This is a genomic window from Streptomyces laculatispora (genome assembly GCF_017353455.1).
In the GTDB taxonomy this organism is placed as follows: domain Bacteria; phylum Actinomycetota; class Actinomycetes; order Streptomycetales; family Streptomycetaceae; genus Streptomyces; species Streptomyces laculatispora.
In genome coordinates this window covers 1-13,884 of record NZ_JAFMPZ010000487.1, presented here as the reverse complement: position 1 = coordinate 13,884, position 13,884 = coordinate 1, and the positions used below count along the sequence as shown (strand labels likewise).

16 protein-coding genes, 1 tRNA gene and 1 pseudogene are annotated in these 13,884 nt (G+C 70.2%); 16 read left to right on the top strand and 2 right to left on the bottom strand.

Translation table 11 applies throughout. The annotated features are described in order from the left end of the window. Window positions 1-144 precede the first annotated feature (144 nt). A complete protein-coding gene (locus J1C73_RS24340) occupies window positions 145-441 on the top strand; it encodes a type II toxin-antitoxin system VapB family antitoxin (protein ID WP_073736427.1) in 297 nt (98 codons plus the stop codon). A gap of 139 nt (window positions 442-580) precedes the next feature. Next, complete coding sequence (locus tag J1C73_RS24335) at window positions 581-1,177, top strand: LytR C-terminal domain-containing protein (RefSeq protein ID WP_207318287.1); 597 nt, start codon at window positions 581-583, stop codon at window positions 1,175-1,177. A 60-nt stretch (window positions 1,178-1,237) separates the two neighbouring features. Here J1C73_RS24335 and upp read toward each other — a convergent pair whose 3' ends face one another. Next, a complete protein-coding gene (gene upp, locus J1C73_RS24330; protein ID WP_207318286.1) occupies window positions 1,238-1,873 on the bottom strand; it encodes a uracil phosphoribosyltransferase in 636 nt (211 codons plus the stop codon). Between the two features lie 103 nt (window positions 1,874-1,976). Here upp and J1C73_RS24325 point away from each other — a divergent pair, with 103 nt between their 5' ends. The 9 genes from J1C73_RS24325 to J1C73_RS24285 all read left to right on the top strand — a co-directional run bounded on the left by J1C73_RS24325 (window position 1,977) and on the right by J1C73_RS24285 (window position 8,237). Continuing rightward, entirely contained in the window at window positions 1,977-2,213 is a 237-nt protein-coding gene (locus J1C73_RS24325) for a hypothetical protein (protein WP_207318285.1), read from the top strand. Window positions 2,214-2,562: 349 nt separating this feature from the next. Further along, entirely contained in the window at window positions 2,563-3,123 is a 561-nt protein-coding gene (locus J1C73_RS24320) for a tRNA adenosine deaminase-associated protein (protein ID WP_207318284.1), read from the top strand. Between the two features lie 9 nt (window positions 3,124-3,132). After that, window positions 3,133-3,645, top strand: coding sequence for a tRNA adenosine(34) deaminase TadA (gene tadA, locus J1C73_RS24315; protein WP_123460547.1), 513 nt, complete (start codon window positions 3,133-3,135; stop codon window positions 3,643-3,645). Window positions 3,646-3,723: 78 nt separating this feature from the next. Further along, window positions 3,724-3,808: transfer RNA gene (locus J1C73_RS24310), tRNA-Ser, on the top strand. A gap of 737 nt (window positions 3,809-4,545) precedes the next feature. Then, window positions 4,546-4,710 (top strand): hypothetical protein, encoded by a 165-nt coding sequence (locus J1C73_RS24305; protein ID WP_164494361.1) that lies wholly within the window; start codon window positions 4,546-4,548, stop codon window positions 4,708-4,710. A gap of 10 nt (window positions 4,711-4,720) precedes the next feature. After that, the gene (locus J1C73_RS24300; RefSeq protein WP_123460545.1) at window positions 4,721-5,014 is read left to right on the top strand and encodes a Dabb family protein; all 294 of its coding nucleotides are present in this window, start codon (window positions 4,721-4,723) and stop codon (window positions 5,012-5,014) included. 343 nt (window positions 5,015-5,357) lie between these two features. Continuing rightward, window positions 5,358-6,209 carry an RNA polymerase sigma factor SigF gene (locus tag J1C73_RS24295; protein ID WP_372446732.1) on the top strand — a complete coding sequence of 284 codons (852 nt, stop codon included), beginning with the start codon at window positions 5,358-5,360 and terminating at the stop codon, window positions 6,207-6,209. Window positions 6,210-6,443: 234 nt separating this feature from the next. After that, a complete protein-coding gene (locus tag J1C73_RS24290) occupies window positions 6,444-7,310 on the top strand; it encodes an RNA polymerase sigma factor SigF (RefSeq protein WP_123460544.1) in 867 nt (288 codons plus the stop codon). A gap of 57 nt (window positions 7,311-7,367) precedes the next feature. After that, window positions 7,368-8,237: a hypothetical protein gene (locus J1C73_RS24285; RefSeq protein ID WP_207318282.1), complete on the top strand. Its 870-nt coding sequence runs from the start codon at window positions 7,368-7,370 to the stop codon at window positions 8,235-8,237. Window positions 8,238-8,267: 30 nt separating this feature from the next. On the opposite strand, the gene J1C73_RS24280 is transcribed toward J1C73_RS24285, so the two are convergent. Continuing rightward, complete coding sequence (locus J1C73_RS24280; RefSeq protein WP_073736404.1) at window positions 8,268-8,480, bottom strand: hypothetical protein; 213 nt, start codon at window positions 8,478-8,480, stop codon at window positions 8,268-8,270. Between the two features lie 551 nt (window positions 8,481-9,031). Between J1C73_RS24280 and J1C73_RS24275 the strand changes: the two genes are divergently transcribed. The 5 genes and pseudogenes from J1C73_RS24275 to J1C73_RS24255 form a co-directional block, all read left to right on the top strand. Continuing rightward, window positions 9,032-9,553, top strand: coding sequence for a MarR family winged helix-turn-helix transcriptional regulator (locus tag J1C73_RS24275; RefSeq protein ID WP_123460541.1), 522 nt, complete (start codon window positions 9,032-9,034; stop codon window positions 9,551-9,553). A gap of 101 nt (window positions 9,554-9,654) precedes the next feature. Further along, entirely contained in the window at window positions 9,655-12,084 is a 2,430-nt protein-coding gene (locus J1C73_RS24270; RefSeq protein WP_504744266.1) for an MFS transporter, read from the top strand. Window positions 12,085-12,260: 176 nt separating this feature from the next. Next, window positions 12,261-13,079, top strand: a complete 819-nt coding sequence (locus J1C73_RS24265; RefSeq protein WP_123460539.1) for a YceI family protein — start codon at window positions 12,261-12,263, stop codon at window positions 13,077-13,079. A gap of 25 nt (window positions 13,080-13,104) precedes the next feature. Next, the gene (locus J1C73_RS24260) at window positions 13,105-13,575 is read left to right on the top strand and encodes a PPOX class F420-dependent oxidoreductase (RefSeq protein WP_207318280.1); all 471 of its coding nucleotides are present in this window, start codon (window positions 13,105-13,107) and stop codon (window positions 13,573-13,575) included. A 48-nt stretch (window positions 13,576-13,623) separates the two neighbouring features. Next, window positions 13,624-13,884, top strand: a pseudogene (locus tag J1C73_RS24255) (D-2-hydroxyacid dehydrogenase); the annotation flags it as partial.

Here is a 13,884-nt window from a genome sequence, read left to right as displayed (position 1 = left end):
CCCCCGAGCACGCCCCCGCCCGTGCTGTCGCTGCCACTCATCACGGCCTCAATTCCGGAATCGACGCTTATATGACCGCGCGGCCGGCATCGCAGTCCCGTCCCATGGCTGCGCCCGAAGGTTCTTGACCGGTAGGCTTTCCGTGTGATCTTCAAGCGCATCGGAAATGGCCAGCCTTATCCCGACCACGGCCGGGAAAGCACCCGGCAGTGGGCGGATGTCGCGCCGCGCCCGGTCCGCCTCGACCAGCTCGTGACCACCAAGGGCCAGTTGGATCTCGAAACCCTCCTCGCCGAGGACTCCACGTTCTACGGCGACCTGTTCGCCCACGTCGTGAAGTGGCAGGGCGACCTCTACCTGGAGGACGGACTGCACCGCGCGGTCCGTGCCGCGCTCCAGCAGCGCCAGGTACTGCACGCCCGCGTGCTCGAACTCGGCTGAGACACCGCCCCGCACCGCCGCCCGCGGGGTTCGTTCGGGTGCTTTCCCACTCGGACGGGTGCGATCCATTGATCATTTAGTAGGCATCATCACCGGGCCGCACTACGCTGCGCCCATGAGCATGCTCACTCCCCCCGGTATGGGCGGAAAATACCGCATCACGGGTGACAAGTACCCACACATGCGGCGCCCCCGCCGCCGCAGCAGACTGGTCCTCGCGGCCACCGCCTCCGTGGTCGCCCTAGGGCTGGCCGGATGGGGCACGCTGCAGCTCATCGATGTCTTCACGGGCGGCGACAAGACGGCCAGCGCCGCCGACCGCAAGGCGGACTGCCCGTCCGCCAAGCCGTCCGCGCCCGCCGCGGCACTGCCGAAGCCCGCGAAGATCAAGGTCAACGTCTACAACGCGACCCCGCGCGGCGGGCTCGCGAAGGCGGCGGCCGATGAGCTGAAGAAGCGCGGGTTCGCGATCGGCAAGGTCGGCAACGCCCCCGCCGCGTACGACAAGAAGGTCACCGGTACCGGGATACTGCTCGGCGCTCCGGCAGCGGTCAACGGCACCTTCCCGGTGCTCGGCACGCAGCTGCCCGGGGCCGCGACGAAGACCGACGCCCGCAAGTCCGCGGACGTCGATCTGATCATCGGTACGAAGTTCAAGGCGTTCAGCACGCCCCAGGCGGCCTCCACCGCCCTGACCGCGCTGACCAAGCCGGCCCCCGCGCCGTCCTCCTGCTGAGGACCGCGCGGGGCGGGCGGGGCTCCTGGAGCCCTTGGAGGGCCCGATCGCCGGGCCCTCCTAGCTGACGGTGCCGTACATCCGGTCACCCGCGTCGCCGAGGCCCGGAACGATGTAGCCGTGCTCGTTGAGCCGCTCGTCGACCGAGGCGGTGACCACGGTGACCGGTGTCCCCGCCAGCTCGCGCTCCATCACCTCGACGCCCTCGGGCGCGGCGAGCAGCACGACGGCGGTGACGTCGTCCGCACCGCGCTTGATCAGCTCCTGGATGGCCGCGACCAGCGTGCCGCCCGTGGCCAGCATCGGGTCCAGGACGTACACCTGGCGGCCCGAGAGGTCCTCCGGCATACGGGACGCGTACGTGGACGCCTGAAGCGTCTCCTCGTCACGGATCATGCCCAGGAAGCCCACCTCGGCGGTCGGCAGCAGCCGCACCATGCCGTCGAGCATGCCGAGGCCGGCCCGCAGGATCGGCACGACCAGGGGCCGCGGATACGAGAGCTTCACGCCGGTGGTGGGTGTCACCGGGGTCTCGATGTCGACCTGCTCGGTGCGCACATCGCGGGTGGCCTCGTACGCGAGCAGGGTGACCAGCTCGTCGGCGAGGCGCCGGAAGGTCGGGGAGTCGGTGCGCTTGTCGCGCAGGGTGGTGAGTTTGTGCGCGACCAGCGGGTGGTCGACGACGTGGATCCGCATGGGACCCACAGTAGCCGCGCCTCCCGCACCCGTGCGCTGGCATCAATCACACGTTCGGGGGGAAGGTGGGGGCGTACGGACCCAGCCTGGGGGTGATGAGCCGATGCCGGACGGGGCACAGCACGAACGGGACGGGGCGGGCCCTCCCGAGCTCAGGGACACGCAGGACGCACGGGACACGCAGGACACGCAGGAGACCGACGCGCAGCGCCGCAGGCGCCGCGCCCAGTTCCTCCGCGAGCTTCACGAGGCCAAGGCGCTGCGCGACCGGGTCCAGCCTCGGCGCGTCAAGGCCGCCCGAATGCGCCAGGCCATGCGGATGCGGACGTTTCGCTGGTAGCCGTCCGGCCTGCGGAAGTACCCCCTGCCGACGGGGTCGGACAGAACTGGTGGCCGACGCAACGTCCGAACTGCTCTCGCCGGGCCCTCGTTTCTGCCACGATTCCGATGGGCGGGACGCAGGGCAGCCGGACCACCGACTGCCCTCCCGCCGGACCGACACACCTAGGGTCTCTCGTTTGGATCAGGCCGGATCAGGGAGCAGGGTCCGGTGCGTGCAGCTGCGAGGCGGAGGATTGCGGAAACGCGGAGCGTCGGTGATTGACGACAACGCCGCAGATGGGCGTGCCGGACCCGGCGAGCCCGGCCTGATCCGAACGAGAGGCCCCTAGACCAGTGGGAGAGTCACGGTGTACTTCGCCGCACTGCTCGCGCGCACCGAAGACGGGTGGGAAGCGAGCGACACGGATCTCGACGATGTGGAGACCCTGTCCGATCTGACGGAGCTGGCCCGTGAAGCCTCGGTTGACGAGGACACGGTGCTCGTTTTCATCGAGCAGGAGGACGCCTGGTTCGGCGTCATCCGGGTGGACGGTGAGGAGGACCCGCGTATCTACGTCTCGAACGCCTCCGCCGCCACCCGCTCCTCGTACGGGGAGATCCTGCTCACCGATGAACTGCTCGGCCGCGAACCCGGGGCCGAGGACTCGATTGCCGCCCTCGAAGAGCTCGTCGGACTCGACGGTACTGAGGACGGCGAGCCGGACAACACCCCCGACAACGACAACGACACCGCCGACAACGATGACGACGACGGGCTCGACGCCGTACCGGCAGGTCCCCTCGGTGACACCGGGATCCTGTCCGACCTCGGGCTCCCCGAGGCGGAGCTGCTGATGCTGCGGACGGACGCACTGGTGGAGATCGCGGACGCGCTGGGAGCGGCCGAGGTTCTGGAGACCGTCCGTTAAGGTCCGCGGGTGACCGAAGCACCGCACCCGCAGGACCAGCCCCAACCGCACGATCCACCGCACGATCCCGTACGGAACCCGTGGCGGGCGGCCATGCGCCGCGCCCTGGACGAGGCCGACCGGGCGGCGGCGGCCGGCGATGTGCCGGTCGGCGCCGTCGTCCTCGCCCCGGACGGCACACCGCTCGCCACGGGACACAACGAACGCGAGGCGACCGGCGACCCGACCGCGCACGCCGAGATCCTCGCCCTCCGCCGGGCCGCCGCGGCGCTCGGCGAATGGCGGCTGTCCGGATGCACCCTGGTGGTCACGCTGGAGCCCTGCACGATGTGCGCGGGTGCGCTGGTGCAGTCCCGGGTGGCCCGGGTCGTCTACGGAGCCCCGGACGAGAAGGCCGGAGCGGCCGGCTCGCTCTGGGACGTCGTGCGCGACCGCCGGCTCAACCACCGCCCCGAGGTGATCCCCGGGGTGCTGGAGGCCGACTGCGCGGCCCGTCTCACCGCCTTCTTCCGCCACCGCTGACCTGGCGTCCCCGCGTCCGGGCGGTGCCTTCGGGAATCGGATTTCGAAGGACGGCCAGGATGGTCTAAGCTCTCTCTCGGTAGCGTGTCCGAGCGGCCGAAGGAGCTCGCCTCGAAAGCGAGTGTGGGGAAACTCACCGAGGGTTCAAATCCCTCCGCTACCGCAGGTAGATGAAGGGGCAGACCCGTTTGGGTCTGCCCCTTCACTGCGTTCCGTCTCAGTTGTGGTGCTCCAGACCCAGCAGACGCCTGGGTCACGCATACGGGTGCACCCCACCCGCATGCGGAGCACGATTCCACTTCGCGGTCGCTGCCATGGCACCGTCACCGCGCACTTCGAACTGGTCTTCCTCTGTGTGGCGGCAAGGCGGCCGGAGAGGACTCTGCCCTCCAGCACACCCTTCGCGGACATGTACAGCAACCGGATCCCGATCGAGCGCCTGGTGCGGGACCCCGCCGCACGTGACCCGGCTCGTCCGGACAACGCGAAGGCCCCGGTGACAGGGAGGCCGACCCGGCTACTCCCCAGTAGCCGGGTCGGCCTCCCTGTCACCGGGGCCACCGCACTGATTCAGGTCGGGGGAAGCGGCATCGGGGGGACAAGCCGCTCCCCCCGATGAGAACAGGCCCTACCAGCCCTCGCCGCGATCGGGGGTAGGCCGCGGCGAGGACCCCACAGAGAGGTCCCGTTCCTCGCCCCGCGGACTTCCTGCCACATCCGCCGGGCTCGTCATCCATCCTGCTTCATCGCAGAAGCCGCACGGGCGGGCAAAGGGCCCCGATCTCCGGGTCCTTGGTCCTTAAAGTCCGGATGAGTGATCGGAAACACCACACGGATACGGCCATTCGTGCGGATAGACTCGCCCGACCGCGCAGGGGATCGAAGGGGAGTCAGGGTCCGATGGTGCAAGCGAAGAAGATCGCTCTCTACTTGATAGTCGTCTTCGTGCTCTACACGATCATCACCTCCCCGGCCCGGGCCGCGGATCTCGTCCAGGTAGGGTTCGAGGGCGTTTCGAGTGCCGCGCAGAGCGTCGGCGACTTCATGACCGAGCTGGTGAAGTAGGAGTACGCCCATGATCCGCCATCTGGTCCTGTTCAAGCTGAACGACGGCGTCGAGCGGGACGACCCGCGGGTCGTCGCGGGGGCCAGGGCCTTCCAGGAACTGGCGGACAAGGTCCCCGGGCTGGAGTTCTGGGAGTGCGCCTGGAACATCACCGACCGGCCGATCGCGTACGACTTCGCCATCAACTCCGCCGTCGCCGACGAGGCCGCGCTGAAGCGCTACATCGAGCATCCGGCCCACCAGGCGGCCGCCGGTCAGTGGCGTGAATTCGCCACCTGGGTGATCGCCGACTACCCGTTCTGACTCCTTCGGCCCTGCGAGCCCCTCACCACAGCGGTGAGGGGCTTTTCTTGTGTTTAAACCGATTCGAGGTCAACACGGCGCAATAGGGTGCTTGCACATAGTGGACATGTCTTGTGATGCTATGACCGCTTTTGACGGATGAGTTGACCGAAGTTGACCGCAAAGGGGTGGCGTCATCGTGCCGGCCAGTACAGCGCCTCAAGTGCCTCCCCAGACCGCCCAGACGGGGCAGGCCGTCCAGACGGCACCGACCGCCCGGACGGCGCAGACCGTCCAGTCGTCGCAGACCGTTCAGTCGCCGCAGACGGTGCAGCAGGCGGTGCAGGTGCAGCAGCCGCAGACGGTGCAGCAGGCGGTGCAGGTGCAGCAGCCGCAGGCGGTGCAGACGATCGAGACCGAGACGCCCGACGACACCGTCACGCCCGCCAGGACCAGGGGCGCGGACACCAGGGCGCTCACCCAGGTGCTCTTCGGGCAGCTCAAGGGGCTGGAGCCGGGCACCGCGGAGCACGGCCGGGTCCGGACGGCGCTGATCGAGGCGAACCTCCCCCTCGTGCGGTACGCCGCGGCGCGGTTCCGGAGCCGCAACGAGCCGATGGAGGACGTCGTCCAGGTCGGCACGATCGGGCTGATCAACGCCATCGACCGGTTCGACCCCGAACGGGGCGTCCAGTTCCCGACCTTCGCGATGCCGACCGTGGTCGGCGAGATCAAGCGGTACTTCCGGGACAACGTACGGACCGTCCACGTGCCGCGCCGGCTGCACGAGCTCTGGGTCCAGGTCACCGGTGCCACCGAGGACCTGACGACCGCTCACGGCCGCTCACCCACCACCGCGGAGATCGCCGAGCGGCTGAAGATCTCCGAGGACGAGGTGCTGGCCTGCATCGAGGCGGGGCGCTCGTACCACGCGACCTCGCTGGAAGCCGCCCAGGAGGGTGACGGACTGCCCGGCCTGCTGGACCGGCTCGGCTACGAGGACCCAGCCCTGGCCGGGGTCGAACACCGAGATCTGGTCCGGCACCTGCTCGTCCAGCTGCCCGAGCGCGAGCAGCGGATCCTGCTGCTGCGCTACTACAGCAATCTGACGCAGTCCCAGATCAGTGCGGAACTGGGTGTCTCCCAGATGCACGTGTCAAGGCTCCTCGCCCGAAGTTTCGCCCGACTCCGATCCGCAAACAGGATCGAGGCGTAACCGGAACGGGTAAGACGCTCCTCGGGCATTCCTGCTGGACCAGATACGGCATACCCGTTGTTAACGGCACAGACTCCCCCAAGACTTGTCGACAAGTCACTACAGCGCGTTGCCGACATGTGACATTCTGCGGGAACCGCGTTTGCCGCCGCCTCCCCTCCGGTATTCAGGTGGAGGCTGCGTTCCTCCGATGGTCGCGGCCACCGCGACCGTCCGCGACCTCAAGGGGGTGGCATGTCCGCAGAACAGGGCAGCTCGAAGGTGCTCACGCTCACCAAGAGCGCACCCGCACCCGTTGTGCTCACCAGCTCGTCGGAAGCCATCGACACCCGCACGCTGTCCCGCTCGCTGTTCGTGCGGCTCGCCGCACTGGGTCCCGCACCGGGTCCCGATGGAACGGACAGCCCGGAGCGTGCCTATGTGCGGGACACACTCATCGAGCTCAACCTGCCGCTGGTGCGTTATGCCGCGGCGCGGTTCCGGAGCCGTAACGAACCCATGGAGGACATCGTCCAGGTCGGCACGATCGGCCTGATCAAGGCGATCGACCGGTTCGACTGCGAACGCGGCGTGGAGTTCCCCACGTTCGCGATGCCCACCGTCGTCGGCGAGATCAAGCGCTTCTTCCGCGACACCTCGTGGTCGGTACGGGTGCCTCGCCGGCTCCAGGAGCTGCGGCTCGCCCTCACCAAGACCAGCGACGAGCTCGCCCAGAAGCTCGACCGCTCGCCGACCGTGCCGGAGCTGGCCAAGGCGCTCGGGGTCTCCGAGGAGGACGTCGTCGACGGCCTCGCCGTCGGCAACGCCTACACCGCCTCCTCGCTGGACTCGCCCTCACCCGAGGACGACGGCGGCGAGGGCTCACTGGCCGACCGGCTGGGATACGAGGACGCGGCGCTGGAGGGCGTCGAGTACCGCGAGTCCCTCAAGCCGCTGCTGGCCAAACTCCCGCCCCGGGAGCGGCAGATCATCATGCTGCGGTTCTTCGCCAACATGACCCAGTCGCAGATCGGCGAGGAGGTCGGCATCTCGCAGATGCACGTCTCGCGCCTGCTGACCCGCACGCTCGCCCAGCTCAGGGAGGGGCTCATCGCCGACTGACCCGCGCGCAGCCGCGCAAGGGTTCCGAATTGACGGACCGTCAGCCACACTGGCGCGATGCGACGTCAGACATTCGGCCCGCCCGGCCGCCGGGGCACCGTGATCGCCGCCTCGGCGGCCGTGCTGTGCCTGGGCGGGGTCCTGGCAGGCTGCGGCGACGGGACGGGCGGCGACGGCTACACGGCCGTCGGCGCGGCACAGGCGGCCCCCGGAAAGGCCCCCTCGGGGGCGGTGGCGCCCTCGGGGAAGGTCACGCTGGTCCCGCTGGACGGGGACGAGCGCGGGGACGAGCGCGGGGGCGGCGACCGGAGCGGTGCCGGGAGACGCGGGGGCTCCTCGCCCTCGCCGGGCTCCTCGGCCGCGGCCCGCGGTGCGGGCGGCGGTGCCGAGGTCGGCGGTGCGGGTGGTTCAGGCGGTGCGGGTGGCGCCGATGCCGGGCGACCGGGTGCGCCGGGCCGTGCGGCGGACGGGTCCGGCGGCGCGGGCGACGGCGGTACGACCGGCGGCGGCAGCACGGGCGGCGCGAGCCCCACAGGCGGCAGCCCCGCGGGCGGCTCCGGCTCCGGTGGCTCCACCGGCCCCGCGACCCCGTCCGCGCCGGGCTCCACCGCCCCCGCGGGAGCCGCCGTACTGAAGGTGGGCGCACCCGGGCGCGCGGCGGCGGACAAGCGCTGGTGCGAGAAGGTGACCGTGGAGTTCCGCAACACCGGTGGATCACCGGTGCGTTCGGGCACCGTCACCTTCGCCACGCACATCATCGGCGGGCTGGGGATCGACTGGGCGACCCGGGAATCGACAGCGCCGCTGCCCGCACCGATCGGCGCGGGAGCGGCGCGGAAGAAGACGTACACCGTCTGTGTGGACGCCTGGCGGGTGCCCCTGGGCATGCATGTCGAGACCCGGGACGTCACCGCCGTCTGGAAGTGACGGATGGGGACGGAGTGACCGGAGGGCCGGTCAGCCGAGCGCGAGCCAGGCGACCGCGCCGAGGACGACGATCACCGCGACGACTGCGGCGATCAATCCGGTCCTCGGGCCGGACGACACGGCCGCGGGCTGCTGCCGGCGCTGCGGCTCGCCCTCGTCGACGAAGGCGCGGAACATCTGCGTGTTGCCTGCCGGGTCGCTTGTGCCCTCGGGACCCTGCGGGGCGTGGGGGTTGTGTGCCATGTCGCAGGACCCTAGCGAACTCGGCGCAGGCGCCCAACCCCCGGGGCGGTGAAGGCGCGAGACCTCAGCGGGGGGAACCGGTGCGGAAGCAACGGGTGAGGGGCGGGGAAGGCGCGGACACACGGCGGGGAATCCTCCGGGCCCGCCGGACCCCACTCGGTGACCCGCACCGGTTCCGGTGTCGCTCCGGTCGGGCAACACCGTTGCGTTCCAGGCCACTTGGGGACGAAGGCCGTCCCCGTCCGCCTGCCCTCCCGTATATATGCGCGAGGGGCGATCACGCGCCGCTCGCGCGTGGCGCCGCAGCGCCCGACGAGTGGACCGATCCACCCGGAAACCGGGTTCCGGACCGCGCCACCCGCACCTCTCGTGTGGCACGAGACACATCCACCACTCGCACACCGCAGACACTGGGGCTTTGACTCCACCCCTACGGAGCCTTTTGCGTTCCTTTACTTATGCAAGCCCTATTTCGTTTGCCTGCAGCAACCAACGGCTTCTATGGTTGCCCTAAGCAACAAGGTGACCGGTGTGAGATGTCTGGGGGTCCCGTGGCCGCACGGAGTCAGTACGAAGAACTGGCCCGGCAGCTGAGCGCCATCGGCGCCGTGAAACGAGGACTCGCCCGCACCCTGCCGGCCGAATGCCCCGCGGGGTCCGCGGCCGTACTGGCTCTGCTGAGCCGGCACGGCGAAATACGGATCAGCAGACTGGCCGAGCTGCTCGACGTCGACATGTCCGTGACCAGCCGACATGTCGCCCACGTAGCGGAACGCGGCTGGATCGAACGGTCTCCGGACCCGGCGGACAAGCGTTCCCGGATCCTGCGACTCACCCCCGCGGGCGAGGACGTGCTCGGCAACCTGAACTGCCGGACCACCGAAATGTTCGCCCACCACCTCCAGGATTGGTCCGACGAAGAGGTCGGGCAGCTCAACACGCTGTTGGCCCGGCTGCGCGACAGCTTCTCCTGTCGCGGTTCCGGCGGGTGCGCCCCCGGAAGGCACAGCGGCGACTGCCGCTCCCGGCCGGCCGACAGCAACGACGGCTCGTACACCCGTACACCCGTGTAACAGAAGCAAAGACAAGGAATTAAATGGCTACGACCACACCAACCGGTGTGCGGGGCGGCCACGCCAAGCACGGAGGGAACGATTCCTCCGACGGCACGCCGATGACACACCGGCAGATCATGGAAGCACTCACCGGGCTCATGCTCGGCATGTTCGTCGCGATTCTGTCGTCCACCGTTGTCACCAACGCCCTGCCGGAGATCATCTCCGACCTCGGCGGCGGCCAGAGCGCCTACACCTGGGTCGTCACGGCCTCGCTGCTGGCCATGACGGCGACCACCCCCCTGTGGGGCAAGCTCTCCGACCTGTTCAGCAAGAAGCTGCTGGTCCAGATAGCACTGGTCATCTACGTCCTCGGCTCGGTCGTCGCCGGTATGTCGACCAGCAGCGGCATGCTGATCGCCTGCCGTGTGGTGCAGGGCATCGGCGTCGGCGGTCTCTCCGCCCTCGCCCAGATCGTGATGGCCGCGATGATCGCCCCGCGTGAGCGCGGTCGCTACAGCGGCTACCTCGGTGCTGTCTTCGCCGTCGCCACCGTCGGCGGCCCCCTGCTCGGCGGTGTCATCACCGACACCAGCTGGATGGGCTGGCGCTGGTGCTTCTACGTCGGTGTGCCGTTCGCGGCCGTCGCCCTCGTCGTGCTGCAGAAGACCCTGAAGCTCCCGGTCGTCAAGCGCGAGGTCAAGGTCGACTGGACCGGGGCCTTCTTCATCAGCTCCGCCGTCTCGCTGCTGCTCCTCTGGGTGACCTTCGCGGGCGACAAGTACGACTGGATGTCCTGGCAGACCGGCGTGATGCTGGCCGGCTCGGTGGTCCTCGCGCTGCTCTTCGTCCTCACCGAGTCGCGGGCCAGTGAGCCGATCATCCCGCTGCGGCTGTTCCGCAACCGCACCATCACGCTCGCCTCGCTCGCCTCGCTGTTCGTCGGTATCGCGATGTTCGCGGGCACCGTCTTCTTCAGCCAGTACTTCCAGCTGGCGCGCGGCAAGTCGCCGACGATGTCCGGTGTGATGACGATCCCGATGATCACGGGTCTGTTCCTCTCCTCCACCATCTCGGGCCAGGTCATCACCAGGACGGGCCGCTGGAAGGCCTGGCTGGTCAGCGGTGGCTTCCTGATCACGGCCGGGCTCGGCATGCTCGGCACCATCCGGTACGACACGGCGTACTGGCAGATCGCGGTCTACATGTTCGTGATGGGTCTCGGCGTCGGCATGATGATGCAGAACCTGGTGCTCGCCACCCAGAACCAGGTCGACCCCAAGGACCTCGGTTCGGCCAGCTCCGTCGTCACCTTCTTCCGCTCGCTCGGTGGTGCCATCGGTGTCTCGGCACTGGGCGCCATCATGGCGAACCGCGTCACCCACTACGTCAAGGACGGCCTGGCCGACCTCGGTACCCAGGGCGCGTCCATGGGCACCGGCGGCGGGGGCATCCCCGACCTGGACAAGCTGCCCGCACCGATCCGTACGGTCGTTGAGGCCGCCTACGGACACGGCGTCGGTGACGTCTTCCTGTACGCGGCTCCGGCCGCCCTGCTCGCCTTCGTGATCACGATCTTCATCAAGGAGGTCGCGCTGAAGACGAACGCCGCGAACGACGCCCCTGCTCGGGCCGAGGCACCGGCTCCGGCCGAGGCGGCTGTTCCGGTCGAGACGGCGGCGCTCGCCGGGGTCCCGTCGGGCACCACCGCACTGGTTTCCGAGGCATCGGCCGGCGTCACCGCGGTCGACACCCTTCAGGCCGCTCCGGTGGCGACCCTGCAGGGCACCGCGGTACGCGGTGTGGTGCGCGGCGCCGAGGGCGCACCCGTCGGCGGTGCCGCTGTCACGCTGATCTCGCTGGGCGGCCGGCAGCTGGGCATCTCGGCCGCGCAGGCCGACGGCGGCTACGGTCTGAACGCCCCGGGCGCCGGTTCGTACGTGCTGATCGCGTCCGCCGACGGCTTCCAGCCGCAGGCATCCACCGTGGTCGTCGGCGAGGAGCCGCTCGCGTACGACATCCTGCTCGCCGGTACGAGCGGGCTGGCCGGGACCGTGCGGGCCGCCGAGAGCGGTTCGCCGGTCGAGGGCGCCATGATCATCGTGACCGATGTGCGCGGCGACGTGCTGGCCACCGGCAAGTCCGGTGTGACGGGCGAGTTCACCTTCGGTGAGCTGGTCCCCGGTTCGGTGACCGTCGCGGTCAACGCGGCCGGGTTCCGCCCGATGGCACTGCCCGTGGAGGTCGGCGGCCAGGGTGTCACCCGGGTCGACGCCGCACTGCGGTCCGGTGCGCTGGTGCAGGGTGTCGTGCGGGCCGGTTCCGGTCTGCGGCCGCTGCCGGACGCCCGCGTCACACTGATCGACGCGGCGGGCAACGTGATCGCCAACTCGACGACCGGGGAGGACGGGGCGTACGCCTTCACCGACCTGGACGCGGGCGAGTACTCGGTCATCGCGACCGGATACCCGCCGGTGGCAGGCGCCCTGACCGTGGCCGGTCGCGGTGTCGACGGCCACGACATCGAGCTCGCCCACCCCGGCGAGTAGTCAAGACCCCTGGCGGGACGGCCCTCGAGCGGAGAGGCTGTCCCGGCCGGTGGAAATGGGCCCCGGTGGCGGGGACGGCAGGCAGGGGACGGCCTGCCGTCCCCGCCCCGGGGCCCGACTCATTGAGTGACCCGTTCCGTGAGCGGACGGGGCATTGAGCAAGGAGAGAAAACGGGATGGGACTTCGCGCACAGGTACGGACGCGGGACGGCTGGGCGGTCCAGCACGCGGTCGTGACGGTCACCGACATGACCGGGACGCAGGTGCTGCGGGCCGCCGCCGACGAGGACGGGGCGGTGCGCGCCGACACCCCGCTGTCCGCGGGCGCGTACACCGTGATCGTGACGGCGGTCGGGTACGCCCCCGCCGCCTCGACCGCCCTCGTCACGGCGAGCGGCCGGGTCGAGGCCGGCACGGTGGTGCTGGCCCGCCAGGGCGGTGTGGAGCTGCCGCCGCCGGGCGCCTGGTCGCTGGACCCGGCGCACTGCTCGGTGGGCGCGGTCGCCCAGCACCTGGGGATCTCCAGCGTGCACGGCCGGTTCACCGAGTTCGGCGGCCGGATCGAGATCGCCGAGGACCTGCAGCGGTCCCGGGTGGACGCGGTCATCAGCGCGACCAGCATCGACACCGGCAACGGCATGCGGGACAAGCACCTGCGGTCGCCGGACTTCCTCGACACGGACCGGTTCCCGGAGATCACCTACCGCTCCAGCGGGCTGACCCCGGCCGGCCCCGACCGGTGGACCGTGCACGGCGAGCTCACGCTGCACGGCGTGAAGCGCCCCATCGACCTCGACCTGACCTACCTCGGCACCGGCCCCGACCCGTGGGGCGGCGTGCGCGCGGCGTTCCGGGCGACGGCCGAGCTGCGCCGGGAGGACTTCGCCATGAACTACAACCAGGTGATCCAGGCGGGCATCTCGGCGATCGGCACGACGCTGCGGGTGGAGCTCGACATCCAGGCCGTGCAGGGCGATTCCCTTCCGGCCGCGTAACCCCCGCGGTCGTAGGGTCTGTTCCATGGCACCCAACATCGCGACCAACACCATCGTGGAACTCGACGAGTTGCTGGCATTCGTACGCCCCAGGCACCGGGCGGTCCTGCTGACCACCCGGTCCGACGGCCGCCCCCAGGGCTCCCCGCTCACCTGCGGCGTCGACGACGCGGGGCGGATCGTCATCTCGACGTACCCCGAACGGGCCAAGACCCGTAACGCCAAGCGGGACGACCGGGTGAGCCTGATCGTCCTGTCCGACGAGTGGGACGGGCCGTGGGTGCAGATGGACGGCTCGGCCGAGGTGATCGACTCACCGGACTCGGTCGAGCCGCTCGTCGAGTACTTCCGCACCATCTCGGGGGAGCACCCCGACTGGGACGAGTACCGGGCGGCGATGGTGAAGCAGGGGAAGTCGATCATCAGGGTCACTCCCGAGCGGTGGAGCCCGGTCGCCACGGGCGGCTTCCCGGCACGGCCGGCGTCCGATGGCTGACCGGGTGACCGTCCGGCTCACCGGCGCCGGCGCCGGGCGGCCCGCCCCGTGACCGTCCCGCCGGTCAGCACCGAACACCTCGCGCGGGCGCGGCTGCTGGCCGCGCCCGGCCTCGCCGCGCCCGTCGTCCGCTCGCTGGACCGGATCGCCGGGCGGCCGGTGGAGCCGGAAGACACCGTGCCGGCCGGCCCCTACGTGTACGTGGGGGCCGCCCTGCCCGAGGCGCTGCGCGGGGACGGGCTGCTCTGGTTCCACAGCGTGAACGCCGGGACCGACGCGGTTCTGGACGCCGGGCCGTGGCCGTCCGGG

Coding starts and splice junctions, on each gene's coding strand:
- upp (WP_207318286.1), bottom strand. CDS start 1,873: ATGCGGATCCACGTCGTCGACCACCCGCTGGTCGCGCACAAACTCACC.
- J1C73_RS24325 (WP_207318285.1), top strand. CDS start 1,977: ATGCCGGACGGGGCACAGCACGAACGGGACGGGGCGGGCCCTCCCGAG.
- J1C73_RS24290 (WP_123460544.1), top strand. CDS start 6,444: ATGTCCGCAGAACAGGGCAGCTCGAAGGTGCTCACGCTCACCAAGAGC.
- J1C73_RS24285 (WP_207318282.1), top strand. CDS start 7,368: ATGCGACGTCAGACATTCGGCCCGCCCGGCCGCCGGGGCACCGTGATC.
- J1C73_RS24280 (WP_073736404.1), bottom strand. CDS start 8,480: ATGGCACACAACCCCCACGCCCCGCAGGGTCCCGAGGGCACAAGCGAC.
- J1C73_RS24270 (WP_504744266.1), top strand. CDS start 9,655: ATGACACACCGGCAGATCATGGAAGCACTCACCGGGCTCATGCTCGGC.
- J1C73_RS24260 (WP_207318280.1), top strand. CDS start 13,105: ATGGCACCCAACATCGCGACCAACACCATCGTGGAACTCGACGAGTTG.
- J1C73_RS24335 (WP_207318287.1), top strand. CDS start 581: ATGGGCGGAAAATACCGCATCACGGGTGACAAGTACCCACACATGCGG.
- J1C73_RS24265 (WP_123460539.1), top strand. CDS start 12,261: ATGGGACTTCGCGCACAGGTACGGACGCGGGACGGCTGGGCGGTCCAG.
- J1C73_RS24305 (WP_164494361.1), top strand. CDS start 4,546: ATGGTGCAAGCGAAGAAGATCGCTCTCTACTTGATAGTCGTCTTCGTG.
- J1C73_RS24300 (WP_123460545.1), top strand. CDS start 4,721: ATGATCCGCCATCTGGTCCTGTTCAAGCTGAACGACGGCGTCGAGCGG.